We start from the raw sequence: 24,958 nt of genomic DNA, 5'->3' as shown, positions 1-24,958 counted from the left end.
CTATGTTTGACTATCCTTTGAGGACGGAAAATTCACGTTAAAATTTTTTTTCTTCCATCTGCACGCAAGGGTATCAGTATTGACAGAATGTGATATACTCTGCGCGCACTTTATACCTTATTAACAGAGTAAGACAATGACTGATTTATCAAAATACAGAAACATTGGTATTTTTGCTCACGTAGACGCGGGTAAAACTACCTCTACAGAGCGTATCCTAAAGCTAACTGGTAAGATCCATAAGATCGGTGACACTCACGACGGTTCAACTACTACTGACTTCATGGAGCAGGAAGCTGAGCGTGGTATCACAATCCAGTCTGCAGCAACAACTTGTTTCTGGAACGATCACCGTCTAAACATCATCGATACTCCTGGACACGTTGACTTCACTATCGAAGTTTACCGTTCTCTAAAAGTACTTGACGGTGGTATCGGTGTATTCTGTGGTTCTGGTGGTGTTGAGCCTCAGTCAGAAACTAACTGGCGTTACGCTGACGAATCACACGTATCTCGTCTGATCTTCGTTAACAAACTAGACCGTATGGGCGCAGACTTCTACAAAGTTGTAGACCAAGTACAAAACGTTCTAGGTGCAACTCCTCTAGTAATGACTCTACCTATCGGTATCGAAGAAGATTTCGTAGGTGTTGTAGACGTACTAAGCCAACAAGCTTACGTATGGGACGAGTCTGGCCAGCCAGAGAACTACGAAGTTCAAGAAATCCCAGCAGACATGGTAGACAAAGCAGCTGAATACCGTGAAATGCTAATCGAAACTGCTCTAGAGCAAGACGAAGATCTAATGATGGCTTACCTAGAAGAAGGCGAAGAGCCATCTGTAGAAGACATCAAACGTTGTATCCGTAAAGGTACACGTGACCTAGCATTCTTCCCAACTTACTGTGGTTCAGCGTACAAGAACAAAGGTATGCAACTTATTCTTGACGCGGTAGTAGATTACCTACCATCGCCAACAGAAGTTGATCCACAGCCTCTAACTGATCCTGACACAGGTGAAGCGACTGGTGAAGTTGCAACTGTATCTGCAGACGAGCCACTAAAAGCGCTTGCGTTCAAAATCATGGACGACCGTTTCGGTGCTCTAACCTTCATCCGTATCTACTCTGGTAAGATGAAGAAAGGCGACACAGTTCTTAACTCTGCAACTGGTAAAACAGAGCGTATCGGCCGTATGGTTGAGATGCACGCAGACGAGCGTAACGAGATCGATTCAGCACAAGCTGGTGACATCATCGCTGTAGTTGGTATGAAGAACGTTCAAACTGGTCACACTCTATGTGATCCTAAACACGAATGTACTCTAGAACCAATGATCTTCCCTGAACCAGTAATCTCTATCGCTGTTAAGCCTAAAGATAAAGGCGGTTCTGAGAAGATGGGTATCGCTATTGGTAAGATGGTTGCAGAAGATCCATCATTCCAAGTTGAGACTGACGAAGAGTCTGGCGAAACTATCCTAAAAGGTATGGGTGAACTTCACCTAGATATCAAAGTTGATATCCTAAAACGTACTTACGGCGTTGAGCTAGAAGTAGGTGCTCCTCAGGTTGCTTACCGTGAAACTATCACTCAAGCAATCGAAGACAGCTACACTCACAAGAAACAGTCTGGTGGTTCTGGTCAGTTCGCGAAAATCGACTACCGTATCAAACCAGGTGAAGTTGGTTCAGGCTTCACGTTCAAATCAACAGTTGTTGGTGGTAACGTACCTAAAGAATTCTGGCCTGCAGTTGAGAAAGGCTTCGCTGGCATGATGGAAACTGGTGTTCTAGCTGGCTTCCCTACTCTAGACGTAGAAGTTGAACTTTACGACGGTGGTTTCCACGCAGTTGACTCTTCAGCTATCGCTTACGAAATCGCTGCTAAAGGCGCATTCCGTCAGTCTATGCCTAAAGCTGGCGCGCAACTTCTTGAGCCAATCATGAAAGTTGACGTGTTCACTCCAGAAGATCACGTTGGTGACGTAATCGGTGACCTTAACCGTCGTCGTGGTATGATCAAAGACCAACAAGCTGGTACTACTGGCGTACGCATCAAGGGTGATGTACCTCTATCAGAAATGTTCGGTTACATCGGTACTCTACGTACAATGACATCTGGTCGTGGTCAGTTCTCTATGGAGTTCTCACACTACTCACCATGTCCAAACAACGTTGCTGAGCAAGTAATTGCTGACGTTAAAGAGCGTAACGCTAAGAAGTAATTCTTAAGTTAACTCTATGATTTTAAAGCCCCGCCTCGTGCGGGGCTTTTTATATCTATGGCCGAAAGTTGTTTGAAGAGTCATCAACGTTCATCTTTTAAGTTTGCTTTACTTTGATGCTGAGATGCTGGCTAACATTCATCACCGAACTTGGTCGTTCTCTTGCTGTTTAGCAAAACTCCTTTTGAAGTAAGACGTGCTTATTTATCGAGCTCGATAATTTCAAAATCTTGTGTCACTGACTTTTCAAATGTGTCTATCTCTTCTTTTAACCACTGGGCAAATAGTTGTGCTTTTGGTCGCTTCAAGTAACCCTTGGGTGCACATAGGTAGTACGCAAATCTAGGTTTTATCGCGATGTCGCCAATACGAACCAGTTTACCCGTCCGAAAATATTTATACGCCAAGCTGTGTTTGACGAGCGCTACACCTTGTAGGGATAACGCAGCTTCCAACACTAAGTGCGAGCCACTGTATTTTAAAGCGGGCTTTGCCGCAGAGTGTCCAAGTCTTGCTAACCACATGTTCCAGTCGAGATCGGGCCACACGTCTTCGATGAGCTCTGCTTTGCTTAAATCTTCGATGCTATAGATGCCATGTTCCTTCTGATACATCGGATGACATGCTGGGTAAAAGGCTTCGTCCATCAGCCACTGCGATTCTAAATTTGGGTATTTTCCTAATCCGTAGCGAACGCACAAATCTATCTGACTATCTTGAAAAGAGACGAGATCATTTGTGGGCTCTAGTAATAGGGCAATATCAGGATGACGTTGACGAAAGGCGGTGATTTTAGGCACCAACCAATGGTGGGCAAAGGAGGGCAGTGTTGATATTGAAAGATGGTTCGGGTTTGGATCCTGGTTGACAAGGCGTACGCCTTGCTGCAAATGGGCAAACCCTCTTTCTGCCTGAGTAAATAGCAGTTCCCCTTCTGGCGTCAGCACAATTTTTCTGTGTTGACGAACAAACAAGTCCGTCCCTAAAAACTCCTCAAGCTGACGAATTTGTTGGCTGATGGCTGCGGGGGTAACAAATAGATTCTTGGCTGCGGTTTTAAAACTGCCTTCCTTTGCTGCGATGAAAAAATAGTACAAGCCCTGTAATGGTGGCATTCGATCTTTCACATTAGTTTTCCTTAACTCAATGGCAGATTCTATCGTTTGAGGATATCAGCGTAGTCTCCGATTATTAACTGGTCAATATTGTAATAGGAAGCCTAAACATGGAAAACGTGACGCAAACTTGTGAACAAGTGATCCCAGTCAGTCGTCAGACTTGGTTACAGTTAATTTATTCTAAACTGGTAGTTTGGCGAAGGAACTATCGGACGCGCCGACACTTGAAGGACTTACCTGAACATTTGTGGGATGACATTGGATTAGAAGCGAATGAGATTCGTGATGAAGTCAGCAAACCATTTTGGAGAGAGTAGTTTGAAGCAAGAATAAAGAGCACTCCCCAATAGCTTTGAGGAGTGCTTTGCTTGGTTACAAGTCTTCTTCCCACAAGATTAATTCATCTTTCGGCCAGTTGTGGCCAAGCTCGTGGTATTTTTGTTCCAATACATGGCGTTTGATTTTGAGTGTTGGTGTCAACACTCCATTTTCAATACTCCATGGCTCTTTGATCATCAATACGCCTTTGATCTGTTCATGAGAGGCCAATTCTTGATTCATGCGCGCAATGACTTTTTTTGTCGTACGAGCATAACGCTCCTTGTCGAAATGAGGAAAATCATGCGGCACCACAAGAAGAATAGGGCCAGGTAAGCCTAAGCCAATCAGGCACATCATTTCTACACGGCTGTACTCGAAGAGTTTTTTCTCAATCGGTACTGGAGAGACAAATTTACCCTTGGCGGTTTTGAACGTGTCTTTTTTGCGACCTTGAATGGTGAGGTAGCCATCTTTATCAATTGCGCCAATATCGCCGGTGTGCAGCCAACCATCTGAATCAAAAGATTCTTGAGTTGCGATGTCATTCTTGTAGTAGCCAGAGAACAATCCTTTACCGCGCACCATGATTTCGCTGTCATCGGCAATTTTTAACTCAATGCCGGGGCCTGCGTTACCCACGGTACCAATTTTATCTGCCCTAAATGGATAGTTTATGGTGCTGTAAGCGAAGGATTCCGTCATCCCCCATGCTTCGGTGATGTTTAGGCCAACGCTGTGGTACCAATCTAATAGTGCGGGTGATACCGGAGCAGAACCACAACCCAAAACTCGCGCTTGATCTAACCCCAGCCCTTCGGCGAGCTTTTTCTTAATCAGCGAATTTACGAACGGTATTTTCAGTAAGAAATTCAATTTTTTCTGTGGAAGTTTGTCTTGAATGCGTTGCTGGAACAGAGTCCATAATCTCGGTACAGAAATGAACAAGGTTGGGCGGTGCATTTTCACGTCTTCGATAAAAGTATCGAGCGACTCTGGGAAAGCCGTTGGTACGCCACCCATGATGGATGAGCCAAAAATATAAACGCGTTCAGTAATATGTGCCAATGGTAGGTAGGAAAAGAGTCGGTCGTTAGCTTGAATGCCGATGTGGTTGATCAGCTGTTGTACCGACCAACTAAACGCTCCGTAAGTCAGCATTGCGCCTTTTGGCAAACCTGATGTGCCGGAGGTATACACCAATGACATCAACTTATCGTCGTAGTGTTGTGGACGCTCTTCACTTGGCACGGCATCCGCAATCAAAGCGTTGAACTGGTATTGGCATTGTGGTGCTGAATCATACGGCAGCGCGATGCTGATAAGCTCTGGCATGGCATCAATGACTTGCTGAGTTGCTGCTGGGTCATCAAGCTTCCCCCCGATCAGCGCCTTACTTTCACTGTGAGTTACACAGTATTCAATCGTGTCTGCCCCTGCGGTAGGGAAAATAGGTACGCTTACGTAATCCCCTAGCATCATGGCCAAATCGCAGATAAACCACTCTGCGCAGTTTTTCGATACCAGTGCGACTTTATCGCCAGGCTGAATACCCAGCCCACGTAGTGCACTGACGAGCTTGAGAGCCTGATCGGCGACTTCTGCGTAAGTAAACTCGACAAACTGTCGGTTAATGATTTGTTTTAGGTAGACCTCATTCGGGCGCTCCGCTGCCCATTTAAGAATCATTTCATTTGGTGGTGGGAGAGCGCAACCAGCAGTGCTATTTATTTTCGGCTGATTCATGTTTGGTGACTCCATGTCTTCTCGTTGTATTTATAATTGTTAACGCATTGTTAACTTTAGCATGTTGAATTACGACACGGGAACGCATTTTGATGAATTCTGTGGAGATCATAGCGATTTGCAATTGACGATTTTTTCTTCATCTCTAGTTGATGTCAAAGATAAGCGATTTATTTTAAAAACATTATTGCGAAATCTGAGAATCTATTCTAATCATTTATAAATGAGTAGTTTAATGTTGAATCACGATTCGGATACTTGTTGGAAGTGTTCTCATTATTGGCTCTACTATGAAAAGTAAGAGGCTTCTCTTTAAGGTGCAGCCCAAGTTTGCTTGGATTAGATCATTAGAAAAAGGAAAATGTGATGTTAAGGAAGAGTTTGTTAGGGAGTTATCTTTGTAGCTTATTTTTAGTTGGTCAAGCGTACTGTGCCGAGGGCGATGATATACCTCAGAGAGCACAAACAGTTGGTGATGTTATTGAGCGTCCAGGGGTCTTAACTCCCAAAGGGAAGTGGTCGTTTGATTCGTCTCTAAGTTATACGCAGAACTCTTCAAATAAAGTTTCTGTTGTTGGGTATACGGTGTTGCCAACGTTGATCGTTGGTCGCATCGAGGTTAGTGATTCGGATAGAACCACGGTAACAGTTGGATTAACCGCGCGTTATGGTTTAACAAATGCTACAGAATTAGAGATTCGAGTACCATACGTTTATCGTAATGATCAAGTTTCTACAAGACCTATTCAAGATGGATCTAATAGCAATGTGGTCAATACTACGGTAGATGGTGGCGGTCTAGGGGATTTAGAGTTTGCTTTGAGACACCAGTTTAACTTTGAATCTGCACCATACTGGGTTGGTGGTTTGAGAATAAAGTCAGACACAGGCCGCTCACCTTATGATGTGTCCATTGAAGATGGTAGCAACTCATTTAGTGATGTACCTACTGGCTCTGGTTTTTGGAGCTTTGAACCAAATTTGTCTCTTATTCATCCTGTTGATCCTGCAGTTTTGTTTGCTAGCATCAGTTACATCTACAACTTAGAGGATACTGTTAAGGTTGGTGACACAAAAGCTGATGTTGAACTAGGAGACACTATTTCTCTTTCGGGAGGGATGGGATTTGCTGTAAACCCTGATCTTTCCTTCTCATTAGGACTGAGTCATAAAACTATCTTGAAAAGCAAGGTGAATGGAAGCTCAGCAGATGATGCAAAATTGCTTCAACTAGATGCACTTACTTTTGGAATAAATTATGCGTTTAGCCAAAGATCGTCTATCAATATCAGTGCGCAGGCTGGGCTAACTGAAGATACTCCTGACTTTCAATTGACGGTTAGAGTACCGTTCAATTTATGATACTTAATTTCTGATAGCGTTTATGTATGTCGATCTAATTGAAGTACCATCGATGCACTTTTTACGTCAGGTTTACTAAGGTCTCATGTTGACCTTAATTTAGAGCATTTAATTTACAAAAACTAAGCATGTTAAATTGAGTTAGTGGTTATTTCTTCTTTAACGTGTAATCTACGATTTGAAAAAGTACTTATATTAGAAAAAATTTAATTAGGAACTGATATGTCATATTTTTTAAAGTTATAAAATATATGACATAATAAGTAGTAGTCTCGGTTTATAGGCTAAATGACATTTTTATTGCAAATGATTCAATAAAGCATCTTCGAGTTGTTGGTTTGCTTTGATTTCCCGTATTACCCCATTTACTTGAGCATCAATGTCTACGAGCGTGCTAAGTCCAATAATACTGTTATCTTTCGTGTTTTGAATAATATTGATAATGCTTGAATTTATAAAGTCTGAACTTATTATATTAGGATTTTGAGACGAAGGCATTTTTGGTGAATCTATAGAATCATCTCCAATAATATTTCCTTCACCAAATTGTATGATGTTAACAATACCCTGGTTGAAAACATCTCCACTTTGATTTTCACTATTTGCGCTAATGTTTTTTAAATTACCATTTTCAATTACTAAGTTGGCAATATTTGTGTTCAAAATATCATCGCCATTTATAGTCGTAGTAATGCTTAATCCAATATTAATAATATACTCGTCCGTAATTTGGAAACCACCTCGATATTCTTCTAAAGATGAATTTGAAAGAGGAGTAAGCTCTTGTAGGCCAACATCTTTAGCATCCACATTAAAATGAGGTATTAGCATACAAAGCACTAACAAAAATTTATTGTAGTTCATAATGCAGGCCTTTCAGGTTGTTAGATTCTTAAAGTTATTTAAAATACTGTTAGATTAATTTTCACCGGAAACTGGTAGAGTAATGCTAAATACCCCCAAGGAATCTCTAGACACGCCTGTTTCTAATGGTGATCTTTGATATACGGTGAAATTATCATTGGTTATAAAGCTAGACCGTCCCATTTCCGCTTCGTTACGGACCAGTAACACAATTCCTTGGTAATATTTTTCAAACTCATCCAGTTTCATTATCATGGTTCCTCTAGAAGGGTCTCCTAGAATAACTGAGTGATTGTTTATACCTCTGATTACAACAAAATGCATATACCCATCGAAATTAACGAGAGTAATCCCAGGGACACCGACTTCTTTAATTTTCTCCAGTCCTACTTGAAAACCGTCAGAACGTAACCCTATGGAATCCAAGTAAAACTTCATTTCCAACAAAGAAAAACCTTTCTCTTTGATTTTTTCTTTATCACCTTTTTCAAACATGCTTTTGAAGATATCTTGTTCAGATGACTCTGTTGCATAATGAAAAGTGAGAAGAGAAGCCAGGGCGGCAGAGCCACAGCTGAAGTCATACTGTTGGCGAAAAACATCACCAAACACTATTTCTTTGTAGCTTTTAACAGGAACAGAGTAATGTGCTCGGTAAGGTAGCAGTTCTAATGAAATGGCTGATGCTGAATAAACGAGCATCAGCCAAATTAAGTTATTTAATACTTTCATATTGTTTACTTGAGTGTCAGGTTAACGACGGTAGAGTTCTGGATTAAAACGTTGTTTCCGCTGTTCTGAATTACGTTGGATATACCCGAACTGTCTGCGAACGCTCCACTTGATAGTATATTGTTACCACTCACGGTGTTTGACGCGACATTATCTGACGAAATACCATTGATATCTGATTCTGCATAAACCAAGTCGAGTTCAACATTTTGTCCACCTCTTGATTCATTCATGATATCCAAGCTAACTTCTCCGCCAGATAATGCAATGTCATCAGCGAGTGCAGTGCAGGCAACTATCATACTCAAAGTACAGATTGCCAAACGCATCGCTTTCTCCTACTAGTCGGTTACTCACCCCCAGTAAACACACTTGCATTAGTTGTAACAGATTGTTGTACAAGTGAATTTGAACCAGCATTCTGACCAACGGTAGTAATACCAGCAGCACCACCAAGACCACCAAGGGTGTTAATGTTTTCAACTCGAACTCGAGTATCATCTGCGTTAGTTGCATAAATAACTGATGCACCTGTAACACCACCCATTAGGCTTGAGCTCGCAACAACCATATCTGTATCCATATGGACTTGATTGAAGCTATCAACATTTGTTGAGCTCGAGTCACTTTGATAGTTACTATTGTCGTTAAAGCTGTTCGAGTTTGTTGTGCTTGAATCAGCGTAGCTACGGTTATCACTCTGGTTACGGTTGTCGCTTTGATTACGATTATCGCTGTTATCATTAAAGCTACCGTTGACGCTAGAGTCACTGTTGTCGTTGTGGCTTCTATTTGTATTGATACTTGAATCACTACTATCACTAGTTAAGCTCACATCAAGATCAGCACTGGTACTATTATCGTTGTGGCTTTGAGCGGTGTTCATGCTCGAGTTTGAATTGTCGCTGTTGTCATTAAAGCTGTCATCAACGCCAAGAGTTGCACTGTTGTCAGTATCGCTGTTATCGTTAAAGCTATCACCGATACCCAGTGAAGCACTGTTGTCACTGTTGTCGTTAAAGCTATCGCCAACACCCAATGAAGCACTGTTGTCACTGTTGTCGTTAAAGCTGCCTGATAAACCGATAGCAGTATTGGCGCTGTCAGTCCATTGCATATTATCGTTGCCATCATCGATCTCATTCGCGATTAGAGAGCCACTAAATAAAATTGCTGACATTGCTAAAGCAAGCCCTGTTTTGTTTAGAGTCATAACGATTACTCCATTTCCTATATATTCCTGATTAAAAATGACTGCACTTAACTTCTTGCTGCTTCCTTCAAATGTTGTGGGAAGCGATGAAATTATAAGAGAGGATCAGTGAAAGCTGTTCTCATTATTGAGAATGACGCAGACTGGAAGGGAGTATTTAGGTGCGTCTCTTTAAGGTATTAAGGAAAAAAATAACATAATCAGAATGTTATTTTTTGTATTTACTTTAAGTACTCATCAAGTATGAAATGAAGCCAATATAAAGAAGTAGTTCGTTCTATTGCACTGAGCGGAGCAGTCATCCATTTTTTATAAATGGCATTTTATCCAATTATTATCTTTATTATTTAATATTATAAATCATGTCCTTATGCTAGCACAGGTTGAAAAGTATGGATAAAAATATAATAGGTTCATACTTTTTAAGTCTTTTTCGGTGCTGAAAAGCAATGCGATATCATTCTGAAGTGCTATATTTTCTACTTAAAATGAAGATAAATTCTCTTTGCTATCCCCAATTTATTTTTAAACGGGGGTTGGTGAAACAGGTAAGTTAATGTGGTGGGACTATGGAAAAGAAGCACTTGATACTGCTAGCTGAGAGTAATTTGCAAAGTAACTTAATAAAAAAACAGCTGTCTTCCATTCATGATGTCGATGTAAAAATAATGCAACCAGATGAAGTGGTGTTCAGAAGTCACTCACTCAGTATCGATTTGATGTTTATTGATTACGATTTTATGCGTCAGCTTGAAATGCAAGGAAAGTTACCAGATTTTGATCTATTTGGGTGGTCCTTTATGCTCCACAACGTCCCTTGTGAAAAAGTACAAACGGACTTACTGCATTGGAAGTTGTTAAAAGGAATTTTGCTCCGAAGCGCATCAGTGACACATATATGTGATGGCGCGGAATACGTACTGAAAGGTGGGTTGTGGCTGCCAAGAATGTACTTAGAGAAGTTAGTCCTCAATTATCGGCATGCAAATTTGTCCGAAGAACAGCAGCATGATGAGTTAACATGCAGAGAGAAGCAGATTCTAGAGCTACTTGTGTACGGCATTTCAAATCAACAAATTGCTTCAAGGCTTTTTTTATCTGAAAGTACAGTGAAAAGCCATATATACAAGTTGTACAAAAAACTCGATGTCCATTCTCGTCATGATGCGGTTAAGTTGGTACGAATGAACAATGGCTTAACCGCAAGAAGTTAAGTTGTAAAGCATACAAACCATTGATTAATGATTTTTTGATTTAAGGGTTGACGTGTCAGACAGGCATATCGTAGAAGTGATAAGGTCACATCCGCAACATTGGTGAGAAAAGGTTTAGGATATCTCAGGGTTCTGCTCGATATTGATAACTTAGAATGCATAGCACTCGCATTTTGAGAACATTTTGGTTTGATAATTAATTTCAAGGATATGCGTCAAGATAAAGTGTATATAAACGCATGACTTTTGCAACATAAAGGCGCGTTTCGGGAATTGGTAATTTCTGTGTGAGTTCAAAATATAGCGCTTCTTCACTCATTTTATTCACATTGCGTGAAAACATGAGTAACGAGTTAGTCCTGCTAAGCGTTTGCATTACGCGAGATAAACCACAATTATAGGCAGAAATCACGACAAGCCGCCGCTTTGTGTCGGACGTTATCGCTTGCAAATGAACATTGTTTAGAATGTGCAAATAAGCACTTCCTATATCTATGTTTACCTCGGGCCGATATAATCTCTCGCTCTCTACCTGATGTTCATCGTGGTATTTTTGTGCTACTTCTAACGCTGCACCTTGAGGCATTATTTGCATTAACCCAATGGCGCCTTTATCAGAGCGTGCTTTAGGATTAAACGCACTTTCAGCGTCAATAATGGCAAATATTAGCGCAGGTTCGATTTGCCACTTTTCTGCCGCTTGAGACACTAATGGAACGTATTCCCAAGCAGAAAGGAGTCTTCGTGAAAATTTTGGAGCGCGATTCTCTAGTATTTTTGCCTGGCCTTTTCCTTTAAGCTCAACCATCTGAGTAGCTGATAGAGACGGGGGCAGGGGAGGGAGAGTTTTACTTTCAAGAAAACTGTGTTGTTGCTTCTGGATTTCATCATGATCCAGTGTGGTTATTTTTGCTTGGGTAAATAGCGCGCAGCTAAGTAGCGTTATAGTCATGGATAAACGTCGTCGCCATTGTATGAGCTTGTTTAGCCTTGATAGGGGGAGTTTACTCCCATTTAAAACCATGTCTAATTACCTTACGTTTTTGTCCACCAATAACCAAATATTGAGATCTTGTTGGCTTATTGCTAAACGTGAGGGATGTTCCCTTTTAGCCTGTCATGCAACCATTGATTGTATTTACTGTACTCCGTATGAAGTGGCCAAATCAAAGAAGCGTATATTTGCTTGCTAAATAGACCCGTCTCATTGGGATATAGGGTCAGAATCTCAGCATATGGATTCTGTTCAAGAGCGTGCTGTGGTACAAAAGCAATGCCTTTTTGCGCGATACAAAGCTCAATCATTAATCTAATATCATCAAGCACCCAAACTAGATTATTGGCTACATTCGATAAATTTAGGATGTATTCGTGACCATCTAATAATAGTAGGCGAGATTTGTACGGTTTCGATACTTTGAGTTGTTGGGGATGTGTGACCCAATGACAATGTACGCAAAATAGCTCATCAATATTAAAGTTACGAGTAGTTCGGTGGTAAGGGTTGCCAATTGCTATGTCGATTTCATGTCTATCAATACAATCGACGAGCATGTGGCTAGGCATTGTTACAATGGTGAGCGCGAGCTCAGGAAAAGTATCGCACAAGGCAATCAAGGTCGATCTTACCTTAGGGCTAAAGACTAAAGGGTCAACTCCCAAACGTAAGCGCAATGATTGGCAATGCATTAATGACTCGGCGACGTGGTTCAAATCTCGGTATTTATTGACTAGAGGTGATACTAGTTGGTAGAGTTTTTTCCCCTGCTCCGTGAGCCCAATCTGTTGCGATTCGCGGTCAATCAAACGATAGCCAAGCATCCCTTCAAGGCTTTTAACTGCACCGCTTACGGTCGATTGTGATTTGCCCAACTTCCTCGCTCCTGCACTGAATGAGCCACACGTTACCACTGCATGAAAAGAGATTAGATTGTCGAATGCTAGTTTCATCTTGTTTCTCCTGTATCTATTGTAAGCGTAATGGATATTATTCTAATCGAATAATTTCTGGTTTTTTTTGTGATCAATACCTTTTTTTATGTCATAGATATGTGACCTTTTTTTCTATTGCTCAACATGATTTGGTTCAAAGTGGCCTTATTGTCACTATATATTTATGATATTTAATATTTTTAGATATTCGTGGAATAAAAATAGTGAATTTCTATCGGTTTTACCGATGTGTCTTATTTATGAAACGGTAGCCTTCGAGCTAAGCTCATAGAGAAATACAATTTTATGCACACAAGGAAGAGGGTAACACCATGATTACTAAACTTTATGTAACCGCAAGCAACTACCTAAACAACCTAAGAAATGACGAGCGTGGCGTGACCGCGATTGAATATGGTCTTATAGCTATTGCTATGGCAACCATGTTGGCTTTAGTTTTTTACAACACTGGCAGCTTAGTTGATGAGCTTAAAATTGGCTTCGATAAAATCACTTCAGCGCTAAATTCAGCTAATAACTAGCCGCGACTGTAAACCAATATTAGTTAACCCTGTGTTACTGATTTATGTCCTACTGGCTCTGCTCTGTGCGATGGTATCGTTTTCTGACCTTCGCCATCGCACAATAAAGAATCATCACGTAGGCATGATTGCGCTCTTGGCAATCGTTATTGGCAGTGCGGACTATACACTCGACAGCTCTTGGATACTGGGTATTTGTTGGTCTGCGCTGCTTGTTCTTCACATTTTTAATGTAATGGGAGGGGGAGATGTAAAACTCATTGCAGCCTTTTCTTTGGCACTTCCAACCGCTTTTTTGCTGCCCGCTTTAATGCTTGTAGCTGTGTTTGGGGGCGTACTTACCACATTTTACCTGTGTAAACGTTGGTGGATAACTAAGAAAAGCGCGCAAGAGCATGTACAAATCGGCCTCCCTTACGGCGTTGCAATTTGCTGTGGCTTTTTCACAGCACTTCTATTGAATTCAGCCGTTTAATCGGTGGGAGGAGCGTATGCGATCTCGTATCGGGTTAGTGTTGGCACTGTTAGCACTGGTGATAGGTGGTTACGGGCTGTTTAGCCAAATGTCGACCCAAGCACCACAACAGGAAACCGTGGCCCAAGATAATAACTCTAATCAACCTCAAGTGCACTACGTTCAGGTATGGCGCGCCAAACACGATCTCACACGTGGCAGTGCCATCGGAATAGAAGACGTAGAAAGAGAGCAAATGCAGCTCGACATGGCATTGGAAGAGGGGATCAATAGCGATATTCAACTCGATTTTTCACCTTCTACGCTACTTATCAATGATGTGCCTCAAGGCAAAATTGTGTTTGCCGAATACCAAGTGGATGAGAGTGACCCAAGGCATATTGATGTGCTCATTACTGCAGGTAAGGAGCCGTATTCACTTTTGGTCAGTACACGTAACTTAGTCAAAGGTTATATTCGTCCTGGGGTGTATGTGGATGTGCTGTCAGTCGGTTCACCTCAAGAAAATCTTTCCGACGAGCGCAGGACGAGTATCGATTTTAACGGTGTGAGTGCGCGCCACATCTTACGTAACGTCAAAGTGCTCAGTGTGGGTAATTCCAAAGAGCCTGTGGACTCGCCTGTTAAATCCAACGTCAGCAGTGATGATGAAAAGCAGATCGTCATCGTGGTCGAAGTGGAGCCCAGTGATATCGCTAAATTATCCATTGCGCAAAAAACCATGTATCTCGAAGTATACAGAACACATCAATATCAAGAGCCAGTGTTCGCAGAAGTGCGTGACGTGATAGGAAATTACAGCGGTGTTGCCGAGTTAAGAGGCTCATCTCGACAATCAGCACAAGGAGAAGAGCTGTGATGGTAGGAATAATTAGAAACACTTGGCAATTTGGGTTGAGTGCATTGCTCTGCGTGTTGTTTAGCGCATCCCTGTGTGCTGCAGAGCAATACATTACCGTGGGGGATGGTCAGCACATCGCGGTAGAGGAAGCTATCTCTACCATTTTTATCAGCGATCCAGAAGTCGTGGATTACAACGTCGTAAATGAAAATACAGTAGTTGTGTTTGCCAAGTCTGTCGGGCAGGCACGGCTTATCGTTTACGGTAATTCGAAAAAAGTGCTGCTCTCGCAGAGGATCATCGTTGATGTGGATCTCTCGCTCGTGCGTCGTCAAATCAAGCTGATGTATCCAGATCTAAATGTCAAAGTCGAGTCGGTGGGGCAGCAAGTTGCAGTAAGCGGTATCGTCGATTCTGAGCAACAACGTGATGATATCTATCGCATGGTGGCGACACTACTGGGGCGTAAGAAGGTAGAGAAATGGGAAGATACCGACATTATTGAGTTTAAGGGCGATGGGTTTGATGTACAGGAACCTCAAAGCATGATCTTTGCTCGTAACATGACGTGGGAAGGCATTTTGGAGTTGCTAGAAGTTGCCACGGATCAGCAAGTTAACGTTAAGATCTCTGTAGCACAAGTGACTGAAAGTTTCTCGAAAACTGTAGGTGTTGATTGGTCTTCTGTTGGAGCTGATGTGGGGGAGTTCTTATTCCAACAATTTGATGCCGCAGATTTAACAACATTGATTACAGCACTCGGAAATGAAAACGTAGCGCAAATTTTGGCTGAACCCAATCTTACTGTGATTTCTGGTGAGTCGGCAAGCTTTTTAGTTGGAGGTGAAGTACCAATTGTCGTTAGTACTAATAGTAACATCAACATCACCTTTAGAGAGTTTGGTATTAAGCTTGATCTCACTGCCAAGGTGCTGCATGAAGACAAAATCCGTATGCGCTTGATCCCGGAAGTTAGTGAAGTGGAAAGATACATTCGTGCTGCAGGTATAGAAGTACCGCAGTTTGCTACTCGACGAGCCATGACCACCATTGAGCTAGGTGATGGCGACAGCTTTGTCTTGGGGGGCTTAATGAGCAGTGCCGATCTTGAAGAGTTACAGAAAACCCCTCTACTGGGTGATGTGCCTATCTTGGGAGCGGCATTTCGGAAAGCATCCACAGACCGACGCCATACAGAGTTGATCATTGTTGCCACAGTCAATCTTGTTAAGCCAATAAAGAATAAAGAGATTCAACTTCCATACATCAGAAAAACCTCAACTCTGCACCGTTGGTTTAACGTGGATACTAATGACGTTGGCAATAAAGGCAATGACCCCACCATCAAATTGCTTTCTCAGGGAGGATTCATCCAATGAGACGAACATTAATGACATTGTTAGGTATCATTCTACTCACTGGCTGTGCAGAGCGTTACTTTTCGGGCTCTGGCGTAGAGGCCCTAATTTACCCAGAAACGCATGTGTATCAATTAACGATAAAATCGGTATCGGAATCTGCAGAGCAGCTCGGAGACATCATCGACAAAGTCAGTGAGATCGATTCCGGAGGCCATTATTTATTGGAATATCGCAACAGCAAAGGGAAAAAAGTGGTACAGCATACCCTGAAAACGAGAGCTACATTACCTTTGCGTGCGGACTCGTTCGAACTAAAGCCTAATAGCACTATAGATAGCGATCTGCTACTAACAGTTACTTACCATGCCATGATTACACAAGCGTGTAAACCGGCAGAAATTGAACGCGCTAACCCAAGCCGAAATTGCTTTTCTGAAGTGGCTAGGATGAAGCAAGTCTCTCACAAGGAACGCATCGTGGAGGGGTTATAATGTTTGATTTAGGAAAATCTCTTAATCAAAGCAAACCAGCGGTCTTAGAAGGTAGTCATGGCCCTGTAGGTTGTGTTCTGCTCTATCAAAGTGACGAATGTGTTGCCTTGGTAAAAGAAATGTTTGAGTTTGAAGGTTGGGCAGCACCGACCTGCATCAAGCAGAGTGCGGTGCCGAAAAACTTTTATTCAGAGCAAAGCGGAAATATGGTCATTTTGGAGCTTTCTGAATCGCAGGATATTGTTACTGATGCGCAAAGGTTGACTAACCAAATGCCGACTCACAAAGGTATTGTAGTGATAGGTACGGAAGATTCGATCAGTGTATTACGTCAGTTAAAGGATATCGGGTTTTACTACCTGTTTTGGCCAATCAATAAGCATGAGTTTGCAGATTTCATTATGAACGTGCACCGCAATTTACAAACCTATACAGGGGTGAGTAAGCAGCGTCGGGCAAAGCGTGTGGCTGTTGTTGGTAGTAAAGGTGGAATTGGAACCTCTTTCATCGCGACCGAGATCAGCTCTAAATTGGCATCGAACGATATCGATAATATTCTTGTCGACCACCAGTACAACAACAGCAACATTGATGTGTTACTGGCGTTAGACGACTTTAAACCACGTTCGATAGACGAGTATGCCGTTCCAATACATGAACTTGATACAGAAGGTGCCAACAGCTATCTAACGAAAATACGTAAAAACTTGCGCTTACTGTCGTTAGGCAGTGATCGATCTCAAGCAGAGGTTTTTAATTACAGTCAGGCATTGTGTGAGTTACTCAGTCGTAATACCAATTTCATCATTGAGGACTTCTCTGGCAGTATTGATTTTCACGTCGAACCCCATATGTTGATAGAAAACTACGATGTGGTCGTCGTGATTTTTGAGCCTTCCATTTCATCGATTCGGAATGCTCGAGCCCTACTCGAACAGCTAGAAAATAAGCAGCTCTCGATGAGCAAACGGATTCGTATTATTACATTGGCCAATCATCACCGACCAGAGAACAACTTTGTCATTGAGCAAAAAGAGCTAAAACGATACTTAGGTTCGGAGGTGAATCTTAATATGGCCTACTGTCGTTCATTGTCGCATCTATTGCTCGAAGGCAAACGCGCTCACAAACACGATCGCAGTATTAGCCATACTATTGATGATCTCACACGTCTTATTAACGGGCAGCCAGCTCAGCACACTGGCGGTTTTCTCGCTAGGTTGGGGGTCAAATGAGTTCTAATAAAGAGGTTTATTCAGCGTTTAGAGCACAGATCTTCGAGGCACTTGATGTCGAAGCGATACAATCTCTTGCGCGCCCTGAGATCGAGGGGCAAATTCGCAATGCGGTAGATGTGTTAGCGACTAACTTTGATCGCCCCGTGACTAGTATGATGAAAGCAAGCCTTGTGAAAAGCATGCTAGATGAGTTGTTCGGTCTCGGTCCAATCCAGCCGTTGGTGGATGATAAAGCGATCACTGACATCATGGTCAATGGGCCGAATAATGTTTTTTATGAAAAACATGGAAAACTAGAAAAATCGGACATTACGTTTATCGACGAAGATCAAGTACGTACGATAGCCAAGCAAATTGCCGCGCGCGTTGGACGTCGTGTGGATGAGCTCTCTCCCACAGTGGATGCCCGTCTTAGTGATGGTAGCCGGGTTAATGTAGTGATTCCGCCGATAGCGTTAGATGGCACCGCCATCTCTATTCGTAAATTCCGTGAGCAAAATATAGGCTTAGAGGAGTTGGTCGAGTTTGGTTCTATGTCCATGGACATGGCAAGGCTCTTGTCTATCGCGTCTCGCTGCAGGATGAACATCTTGATCTCTGGGGGGACTGGGTCCGGTAAAACTACACTACTCAATTCGCTCTCTCAATATATTGGTGAAGATGAGCGCATTGTAACCATTGAGGATGCCGCAGAGCTGCGCCTACAGCAACCGAACTTGGTACGCATGGAAACCCGAGCTGAGAGCATTGAACATACAGGGCTAGTGACGCAACGGGATCTTGTGATCAACGCGCTACGTATGCGACCTGACCGTATCATCCTTGGTGAGTGTCGTGGCTCAGAGGCGTTCGAGATGTTGCAAGCGATGAATACAGGCCATGAAGGTTCCATGTCTACTTTGCACGCAAACTCACCACGAGATGCGATATCTCGTGTCGAATCGATGGTGATGATGGCGAATTTAAACCAACCGTTAGACGCTATTCGTCGTGCTATTGTCAGCGCTATTGAATTGGTGGTGCAAGTTAGCCGCTTGCGTGATGGTTCGCGAAAAATCACGAGCATATCAGAAATCATTGGACTAGAAGGTGATAGCGTGGTGATGGAGGAGATCTTTCGCTTCCAATATGAAGAAGTTGGGTATGGTGAAGCAGTCCGAGGCCGCTTTATTACTGAAGGCTTAATGCAACGCTCCGAGTTGGTGAAAAAAGCCCACTTTTATGGTCTCTATGACGAGCTAATGAAAGCGTTTCAAGGAGAAAGAAAATGATCTTATGGATATCTTTCATACTATTTTGTGTCGCGATTTTGTTCTTATTGAGTGGCAAAAAGAGCAAAGTAGAAAACTATTTCCCAGAAGTGGAGGTGGAGGAAGATATCATTACCGCAATTAACCTTAATGTGTTAATCGAACAAAAGCCGTGGCAACGTTTTAAAAACATGGTATCACCGGCAATAAAAGTGCTCGGACCCAGAGCATATGTGATCATTTTTATTTTCTTGTGTCTCTCGGCTTATATCAGTTATTACGTCGTGTATCAGTTACTGAATGTTGATTCGCGCTTGATGTCGTTTCTCATTTTTACTTTTTCAGTATTTTGGGGATATTTCTGGCTGCAAAATCGACGTCGTTTAGATTTTGAGAAAAAATTCCCCGATGCGTTGAATATTTTAATGAGTGCGGTGACCGCCGGTGAAAGTTTAATGCATGCCTTTTCGTTTGTAGGCGAGAATATGGATGGCGAAGTTGGACGTGAATTTAGGGAAATGGGTGAGCGACTTAAATTGGGAGAAAACCCAGAGAAAGTATTATTGCGCTCGTGTAAAGCATTCCCTTACCCTGAGTACGTTTTTTTTACCATTACGGTACGTGCCAACCTGAACCGAGGAGGACAGTTAAAACATGTATTAGCGCGTTTAATTCGAATTTTAGTTGATGCAAGAACACTAGAATCGAAAAAAATGGCAATGACGTCAGAGGCAAGAATTTCAGCCAAAGTGGTTGCAGCGATTCCTTTGGTGTTCGCTATCATTATTAGTCAAATTAATCCCGACCATATTGAATTTGTGCTCAATGACCCACGTGGACAATTAGTATTGTATTATGTTGTCGGTAGTGAGTTGATCGGTCTGTTTATTGTTTGGCTTCTGGTAAAAGGAGTTAGGCGATGATTTTAGCAATAAGTGTGTTTTTAATTGTTTGCGCGCTGACTTTTGTCTTTTATGATTATTACTCGACACGCAAGCGTGAAATCGCACTAAATAAATATTTAAAACACCAATCCAAAAAAATGAAAAAGCAAAAAATGGAAACATTTATCGTTGCATTTGGGGAGAGTGGTAAAAAAGACTTAGAACAAAAATTGTTAAACGCGGGTTATTACAATAAGCAGCTAGCGAAGTACTACTTTCCTTTTAAAGCTTTTCTCTTTGTGGTGGCATCATTAGTCATTTTCTTTATTGATGTGGCCATTAATAGCAAAATCATTTTGCTCCTCATCGCAGCGGTAACCATTATTGTGTTACCTGACTTTTTACTCGAGTTACGCCGACGTTGGCTTGTGCGTAAAATTTCAAAAAACCTTCCCTACGTGCTCGATATTATGTCGGTGTGTGTGCAAACGGGTATGACCATTGAGGCATCTTTTGCTTATTTGGCCAAAGAGCTAAAAATCTTCGATAAAGATCTGTGCTATCAAATCAATAAGACGTCCGAGTCAGGGAAAGTACACGGGATTGAAAAAGCCTTGCATGATCTGTCGCTGCGCTTGCCTGCACCAGAGATCAATAGTTTTGTGCTTACCATTATCCAAAACTTACATTATGGCGCCTCTGTTGCTGGTGTATTAAGTGACTTGGCTGAAGACATGCGCCGAATTCACTTACTCGAAGTAGAAGAGCGAATGGGGAAACTATCAGCCAAAATGAGTGTGCCTCTTATTTTGCTGATCATGTTTCCAATCGTTATTTTTATCCTCGCTCCGGGTTTCTTGCAAATCGATTTCTCGACACTTTCAGGGAGTGGGTAATGAAAAAAATCGCATTGATGGCTTTAACACTTTTTTCTCTCATGGGGTGCAGCTCGACGGCGTACAACGAAGAAAGTACTGTTGAAAGCATGAAACGTGTACAAAATCATGCAGGCCTTATTGAGCATTACAAAGCACGCTTAGAACAAAAATCCAACGATGTACAAGTGATGCAGGATCTCGCTTTTGCTTATCTGGCAAAAGAGGATGTGGAGTCTGCAAAATTTTATGTTCAGCACTTATCTGAATTAGGAGTTGAAAATGCGCGACTTGCACAGCTAGGTGGGCAAGTTCATAGCCTCGAAGGCGAAGATGCATTAGCGTTGGAACAGTACCAACGTTCCATCGCTATGGGTAATAGTAGCGGAGAAATTCAGGTACTAACCGGCATTGCGTATAGTAACTTGGGTGAGTTCTCTTTGGCTATACGGGCTTTTAATCAAGCTCGCCTGAAGGGGTTTAATGATGTAGCCATTAAGAATAATCTCGCTGTGGTCTATTTAGCTCAGCAGCAATATCATGACGTAATCGCGCTGCTTGCCCCTGTTTATCAGGAGAACCAAAGCAATGAAAAAGTACGTTCAAACTTAGCCATTGCCTTTTTCAAGGTAGGAGAAGTATCGCAAGCCAAAGAGTTACTTGAGGGCACTTTTTCTGATACGCAAGTTGCGCAAATATCCAAAACGCTTCATCGATAAAAAGCGATAACGATAAGAAACGAAATCTATTAAAAAGTTACATCATTGAAATATGGCATGGGATACAGCGAAAGCCACAAAAGTGACACCGATAATTAGGGTGGACAATATGAAACGATTATTGACTCAATTTCAAAGAAATGTAGCCGCTAAATCTCGATCTAAGAGTAAGTCATCATCAAGGCGTTCACGGAAAAAAATACAAGGGGTTACGGCTGTAGAGTTTGCGCTCGGTGCATTGGTGCTAGCGATTTCACTGCTGATGTTGTTTGAGATGGGACTACGTATTTATACAATGAGTGTGGTTGAGTATGCCTTAAGAGAGACGGTGCGAAATACTAAGATATTTGAGGGTGGGAGTAACTATAGTAGCTATAATAATACATTGAGAGCAGCGTTAAATGAGAGCGGAACACTTTGGTCTGCGCTGACTCCAGCGGACAATTTTAGTATTTCGGGTAAGTACTACTTAACCTATCCGGATCTGATCGCAGATAGCAGCTTTTCAGATGCGGAAATGATGGAAGATGATTTGGGCTATCAGATTGCTGAGATTACGTTAACGTACAATTACCGTCCGGTTTTGAATGTGTTTTCTAGTGCCACTGTGCCTATTGTCAGAAGCACTTTGATCAATTTAGAGCACGAGGGTTGGGAGGAATAACCATGAAATTGCGTTCCCGACAAAAAGGCTCCTTCGCCATTGAGCTTTTCTTTGTGCTTATAGCGATCGTCACCATTTTTTATTTTATGACTGATCTGAGCGATAAATTGATGACAAGAGCAAAACTTGATCGCAGTAGTTTTGCCTTAGTAAACATACTAAAAGAGCGCACTCGGTATTACGATGAAAGAGTGAATTTAAATGCAATTGATACCTCCCACATGCAAATTTTGGCAGCGCGTTTGCTCGGTACTAGCCCCGATAGTATCGCTATTAAGATAGAAGCATTGCACAATAAAACCGTTTGGGAGCAGTTTGTAAGTACGGAATACGAGAACTTAGGCTGTAATGCTGTAGCGTTGAATGAAAAAGCTGATCTTGTCCCAGTTGAAAATAGCGTCGTCTTTCCTCTCTACCAAGTAACGCTGTGCCAAAAGGAAACGTCTTGGTTCGCGACGCTTTGGGGGAATAGCGGCGGGTCCACAATGACAATCTCATCCAGTTCTGTTGTGGTGGGGAGGTAACAATGGGTTTCATGAATAAGCCACAGTCTTGTCGCTCAACGTATTTTAGTAAAGCTACAGGTCGAGTCCTACTGGCAAGACGGTCCATGCGTCACCAAAAAGGGGTTGCCGCCATTTGGTTTGCAATTAGCCTTGTCCCTGTACTTGGTATCACGTTTTTTGCCGTAGAGGGCACTCGTTATATTCACGAGACAAGCCGTTTACGTGATGCTGCACAAAGTGCGGCGTTGGCGATTACGATTGACGATAAAGCAAACCAAGCGGACGCCTTAGCTACTCGATATATTCAAGATTATGTGCGGGATATTTCCCATGTCGATATTACTACGCTCAGAACATACCAAGAGCCGGATGAGGACGCTGGAGTCTTAGAAAAAATTCAATATTCAGTACAAGTGACCACAACCCATAATTCTTGGTTTGCCAGTAATTTGATCCCCTCATTTAAAGCGCAGGAGAAACTGGCAGGACAAGCCGTTGCAGCGAAGTATCCGTACTATTTGGGTGACAAAATCATTGACTTGGTTTTAGTGAGTGACTTTTCGGGCTCAATGAATTGGAAGTGGCAAGGTAAAGTCAAAATCAACTTACTAAAAGGAGCCGTTGAGCAGATATCTGACCGTATTTTAGTCCCGAGAACCGGTGAAACCGAGGTGCTCAATCGGGTGGCGATTGTGCCGTTTAACTTGAGGGTACAAGAGAAAATGCAGGGCTCTCTTTTTTCAAGTAGTCAAGTCAGATACAGAAACGATGTGAGAACAAATGTCTCATCGGTAACCTATGAACAAGTGGACTGGTCAGCTTGGGCTAGTTCCTCTGAGAGAGATGTAGAGCGTTGTGCCGCTTGGTGGAGTTGGTGGTGTAATAGCCAGCAAAAAGAACAAGCACGACGAGTTCTCGACGTATTAGATCAAAATGGCAGCAGCAACTATCTGGAGGTGCCGGTTTACATTGATTACGCTACATCGGTGAATGATATGTTTAACGATAAGGTGTCGGATCCGAACTTTAATTTCCATTTTGATTCCAACAACAACAACCTTTATAGAGATAGCTTAACAAGCCCTGGCAAGAATGGCTTTTATACTATTCCGCTTACTGCGGACAAAAGTAAACTTGCAGAAATGCAAGGAATGCGAGCCGGAGGTGGTACGGCTGCTTATCAAGGTTTATTGCGTGGTTTTCAAGCCATGGATAAAGGGCGTCCCGCCAGTGGAAGTACTGAGGATGAGATTGAACAATATAACGAGCGGCTGAAAATGCTGATCGTGATCAGCGATGGTGAGGAAGACCCATTTGGAAATATTTTGCCAAACCTTGTTGAACAAGGCATGTGCGATAAAGCGCGAGCGCACTTTGAATCAGCGAAGGGCTACTTATACATTGGCGTAATTGGGGTGGATTTTCAGGCATCGGCACAAAGCGGCTTCCAAGATTGCGTGCTGAACCCAGATGAAGACATTATTGATGTAACAGAAACGGAAGATTTTATTAAAAAAATCGAAGAATTAATTCAAAAAGGATCTCGTGGTACTGGTGAATCGAGACTATATGGGTGAAAGATATGACCAATAAAAAAGTAATGGCAGTAATGCTGGTGGTCGGTTTTACAACGTTAAATGCCAATGCCAATGCCAATGCCAATGCCAATGCCAATGCCAATGCCAACGACATCAGTTCAACATTAACAGAGTACTGCGCCACTGCGTTTTATGAATATTCGCATTCAATCACAGTCGGAGAAGTGACGGGCGTTGGCACACATCGCAATGGTTTTTTGCAAGTGACCGAAAAAAGCGATGACCAAGCTCTTAAACAGGCACTGATGAAAAAATCATCACTGTTAACCGATCCGAGTGAATGTTTAACCTATATCTCAAACTTAGGTATTGCACAATTTAGTGGTGAAGTGGGTGACAAGGGACAACTGGTTGCACGGGTTCACTTTGCTTTTGATCGTTTCAATCTTTCATCATTGGCTAGAGATGTGTTAAGCAGTGTGGCGCGTCAATTGGCTCTAAGTAATTATCGAGTGACGGTTGAAGGGCATACTGACTGGATCGGTACCGATACTTACAACCAAGAGCTTGGCTTGAACCGCGCGCACAGCACCGCCAATGAATTGGTGAAATATGGGGTGAAACGGGAAAATACAGAGCTGAAGTCATTTGGTGAATCTGAACCGATTGCTAGCAATGAAACCCCCCAAGGACGCTCTAAAAACCGCCGAGCGGATGTCTACATACCAGCTGAAGAGCGAGAGTCACCAAGCCATAAAGCTATCCCATAACCGCTATATTACCCCCCCCCCCCGCGCTTCTACACGGGCGGGGGAGTTTTTTCCTTACTTCAACACATACTTCTATTA

Annotated in this window: 26 protein-coding genes; 18 read left to right on the top strand and 8 right to left on the bottom strand. The window is 42.4% G+C overall.

Annotated features, from left to right (window positions below; genetic code table 11):
* Positions 1 to 136: 136 nt before the first annotated feature.
* On the top strand, positions 137 to 2,227 hold the full coding sequence (gene fusA, locus ACF8EG_RS06605) for an elongation factor G (protein ID WP_005456593.1): 2,091 nt from the start codon (positions 137 to 139) through the stop codon (positions 2,225 to 2,227).
* Between the two features lie 200 nt (positions 2,228 to 2,427).
* Here the strand turns inward: fusA and ACF8EG_RS06600 are convergent, their stop codons facing one another.
* Positions 2,428 to 3,354, bottom strand: coding sequence for a LysR substrate-binding domain-containing protein (locus ACF8EG_RS06600; protein ID WP_069507388.1), 927 nt, complete (start codon positions 3,352 to 3,354; stop codon positions 2,428 to 2,430).
* Between the two features lie 98 nt (positions 3,355 to 3,452).
* On the opposite strand from ACF8EG_RS06600, the gene ACF8EG_RS06595 reads away from it, so the two are divergent.
* Positions 3,453 to 3,662, top strand: a complete 210-nt coding sequence (locus ACF8EG_RS06595; RefSeq protein ID WP_005456575.1) for a DUF1127 domain-containing protein — start codon at positions 3,453 to 3,455, stop codon at positions 3,660 to 3,662.
* Between the two features lie 55 nt (positions 3,663 to 3,717).
* Here ACF8EG_RS06595 and ACF8EG_RS06590 read toward each other — a convergent pair whose 3' ends face one another.
* Positions 3,718 to 5,409, bottom strand: a complete 1,692-nt coding sequence (locus ACF8EG_RS06590) for an AMP-binding protein (protein ID WP_069507387.1) — start codon at positions 5,407 to 5,409, stop codon at positions 3,718 to 3,720.
* 366 nt (positions 5,410 to 5,775) lie between these two features.
* Here ACF8EG_RS06590 and ACF8EG_RS06585 point away from each other — a divergent pair, with 366 nt between their 5' ends.
* A complete protein-coding gene (locus ACF8EG_RS06585) occupies positions 5,776 to 6,771 on the top strand; it encodes a transporter (RefSeq protein ID WP_023624279.1) in 996 nt (331 codons plus the stop codon).
* A gap of 297 nt (positions 6,772 to 7,068) precedes the next feature.
* Here ACF8EG_RS06585 and ACF8EG_RS06580 read toward each other — a convergent pair whose 3' ends face one another.
* The 4 genes from ACF8EG_RS06580 to ACF8EG_RS06565 are packed head-to-tail and all read right to left on the bottom strand — an operon-like array spanning position 7,069 to position 9,580.
* Positions 7,069 to 7,635: a hypothetical protein gene (locus tag ACF8EG_RS06580; RefSeq protein WP_023624280.1), complete on the bottom strand. Its 567-nt coding sequence runs from the start codon at positions 7,633 to 7,635 to the stop codon at positions 7,069 to 7,071.
* 54 nt (positions 7,636 to 7,689) lie between these two features.
* A complete protein-coding gene (locus ACF8EG_RS06575) occupies positions 7,690 to 8,367 on the bottom strand; it encodes a C39 family peptidase (RefSeq protein WP_045545318.1) in 678 nt (225 codons plus the stop codon).
* 5 nt (positions 8,368 to 8,372) lie between these two features.
* Positions 8,373 to 8,696 (bottom strand): hypothetical protein, encoded by a 324-nt coding sequence (locus ACF8EG_RS06570; protein ID WP_005380167.1) that lies wholly within the window; start codon positions 8,694 to 8,696, stop codon positions 8,373 to 8,375.
* A gap of 20 nt (positions 8,697 to 8,716) precedes the next feature.
* Complete coding sequence (locus tag ACF8EG_RS06565; protein WP_023624281.1) at positions 8,717 to 9,580, bottom strand: hypothetical protein; 864 nt, start codon at positions 9,578 to 9,580, stop codon at positions 8,717 to 8,719.
* 569 nt (positions 9,581 to 10,149) lie between these two features.
* On the opposite strand from ACF8EG_RS06565, the gene ACF8EG_RS06560 reads away from it, so the two are divergent.
* On the top strand, positions 10,150 to 10,794 hold the full coding sequence (locus tag ACF8EG_RS06560) for a helix-turn-helix transcriptional regulator (protein ID WP_138938291.1): 645 nt from the start codon (positions 10,150 to 10,152) through the stop codon (positions 10,792 to 10,794).
* A 202-nt stretch (positions 10,795 to 10,996) separates the two neighbouring features.
* Here the strand turns inward: ACF8EG_RS06560 and ACF8EG_RS06555 are convergent, their stop codons facing one another.
* The gene (locus ACF8EG_RS06555; RefSeq protein ID WP_161442947.1) at positions 10,997 to 11,746 is read right to left on the bottom strand and encodes a transglycosylase SLT domain-containing protein; all 750 of its coding nucleotides are present in this window, start codon (positions 11,744 to 11,746) and stop codon (positions 10,997 to 10,999) included.
* A gap of 134 nt (positions 11,747 to 11,880) precedes the next feature.
* The gene (locus tag ACF8EG_RS06550; RefSeq protein ID WP_045545315.1) at positions 11,881 to 12,744 is read right to left on the bottom strand and encodes a LysR family transcriptional regulator; all 864 of its coding nucleotides are present in this window, start codon (positions 12,742 to 12,744) and stop codon (positions 11,881 to 11,883) included.
* A 314-nt stretch (positions 12,745 to 13,058) separates the two neighbouring features.
* Here ACF8EG_RS06550 and ACF8EG_RS06545 point away from each other — a divergent pair, with 314 nt between their 5' ends.
* The 14 genes from ACF8EG_RS06545 (at position 13,059) to ACF8EG_RS06480 (ending at position 24,880) form a co-directional block, all read left to right on the top strand.
* Complete coding sequence (locus tag ACF8EG_RS06545; protein ID WP_045545314.1) at positions 13,059 to 13,268, top strand: Flp family type IVb pilin; 210 nt, start codon at positions 13,059 to 13,061, stop codon at positions 13,266 to 13,268.
* A 31-nt stretch (positions 13,269 to 13,299) separates the two neighbouring features.
* Complete coding sequence (locus tag ACF8EG_RS06540) at positions 13,300 to 13,743, top strand: prepilin peptidase (protein ID WP_138938289.1); 444 nt, start codon at positions 13,300 to 13,302, stop codon at positions 13,741 to 13,743.
* A 16-nt stretch (positions 13,744 to 13,759) separates the two neighbouring features.
* Positions 13,760 to 14,602, top strand: coding sequence for a Flp pilus assembly protein CpaB (cpaB, locus tag ACF8EG_RS06535; protein WP_045545312.1), 843 nt, complete (start codon positions 13,760 to 13,762; stop codon positions 14,600 to 14,602).
* The gene (locus ACF8EG_RS06530) at positions 14,602 to 15,963 is read left to right on the top strand and encodes a type II and III secretion system protein family protein (protein WP_045545311.1); all 1,362 of its coding nucleotides are present in this window, start codon (positions 14,602 to 14,604) and stop codon (positions 15,961 to 15,963) included. The genes cpaB and ACF8EG_RS06530 overlap by 1 nt, the downstream gene beginning before the upstream one ends.
* Positions 15,960 to 16,436 (top strand): hypothetical protein, encoded by a 477-nt coding sequence (locus tag ACF8EG_RS06525; RefSeq protein ID WP_206926066.1) that lies wholly within the window; start codon positions 15,960 to 15,962, stop codon positions 16,434 to 16,436. The genes ACF8EG_RS06530 and ACF8EG_RS06525 overlap by 4 nt, the downstream gene beginning before the upstream one ends.
* On the top strand, positions 16,436 to 17,671 hold the full coding sequence (locus tag ACF8EG_RS06520) for a CpaE family protein (protein WP_392419355.1): 1,236 nt from the start codon (positions 16,436 to 16,438) through the stop codon (positions 17,669 to 17,671). Before ACF8EG_RS06525 ends, ACF8EG_RS06520 begins: the two co-directional genes overlap by 1 nt.
* Entirely contained in the window at positions 17,668 to 18,945 is a 1,278-nt protein-coding gene (locus ACF8EG_RS06515) for a CpaF family protein (RefSeq protein WP_045545308.1), read from the top strand. The genes ACF8EG_RS06520 and ACF8EG_RS06515 overlap by 4 nt, the downstream gene beginning before the upstream one ends.
* A complete protein-coding gene (locus tag ACF8EG_RS06510; RefSeq protein ID WP_048852209.1) occupies positions 18,945 to 19,847 on the top strand; it encodes a type II secretion system F family protein in 903 nt (300 codons plus the stop codon). The genes ACF8EG_RS06515 and ACF8EG_RS06510 overlap by 1 nt, the downstream gene beginning before the upstream one ends.
* Positions 19,844 to 20,704: a type II secretion system F family protein gene (locus ACF8EG_RS06505; protein ID WP_045545306.1), complete on the top strand. Its 861-nt coding sequence runs from the start codon at positions 19,844 to 19,846 to the stop codon at positions 20,702 to 20,704. The genes ACF8EG_RS06510 and ACF8EG_RS06505 overlap by 4 nt, the downstream gene beginning before the upstream one ends.
* Positions 20,704 to 21,402, top strand: coding sequence for a tetratricopeptide repeat protein (locus ACF8EG_RS06500; RefSeq protein ID WP_141180364.1), 699 nt, complete (start codon positions 20,704 to 20,706; stop codon positions 21,400 to 21,402). Before ACF8EG_RS06505 ends, ACF8EG_RS06500 begins: the two co-directional genes overlap by 1 nt.
* Before the next feature lie 109 nt (positions 21,403 to 21,511).
* Positions 21,512 to 22,066, top strand: a complete 555-nt coding sequence (locus ACF8EG_RS06495) for a TadE family protein (RefSeq protein ID WP_082063947.1) — start codon at positions 21,512 to 21,514, stop codon at positions 22,064 to 22,066.
* Between the two features lie 2 nt (positions 22,067 to 22,068).
* Positions 22,069 to 22,590, top strand: coding sequence for a tight adherence pilus pseudopilin TadF (gene tadF, locus ACF8EG_RS06490; protein ID WP_141180363.1), 522 nt, complete (start codon positions 22,069 to 22,071; stop codon positions 22,588 to 22,590).
* Between the two features lie 86 nt (positions 22,591 to 22,676).
* Complete coding sequence (locus tag ACF8EG_RS06485; protein ID WP_141180362.1) at positions 22,677 to 24,149, top strand: pilus assembly protein; 1,473 nt, start codon at positions 22,677 to 22,679, stop codon at positions 24,147 to 24,149.
* Between the two features lie 5 nt (positions 24,150 to 24,154).
* Positions 24,155 to 24,880 (top strand): OmpA family protein, encoded by a 726-nt coding sequence (locus tag ACF8EG_RS06480; RefSeq protein WP_353985827.1) that lies wholly within the window; start codon positions 24,155 to 24,157, stop codon positions 24,878 to 24,880.
* Positions 24,881 to 24,958: the final 78 nt, after the last annotated feature.

It is taken from the genome of Vibrio sp. YQ_11 (genome assembly GCF_043103065.1).
GTDB classification, from domain to species: domain Bacteria; phylum Pseudomonadota; class Gammaproteobacteria; order Enterobacterales; family Vibrionaceae; genus Vibrio; species Vibrio parahaemolyticus.
Note: the sequence above shows the minus strand (reverse complement) of the source record. Positions and strands in the feature narration are given on the sequence as shown.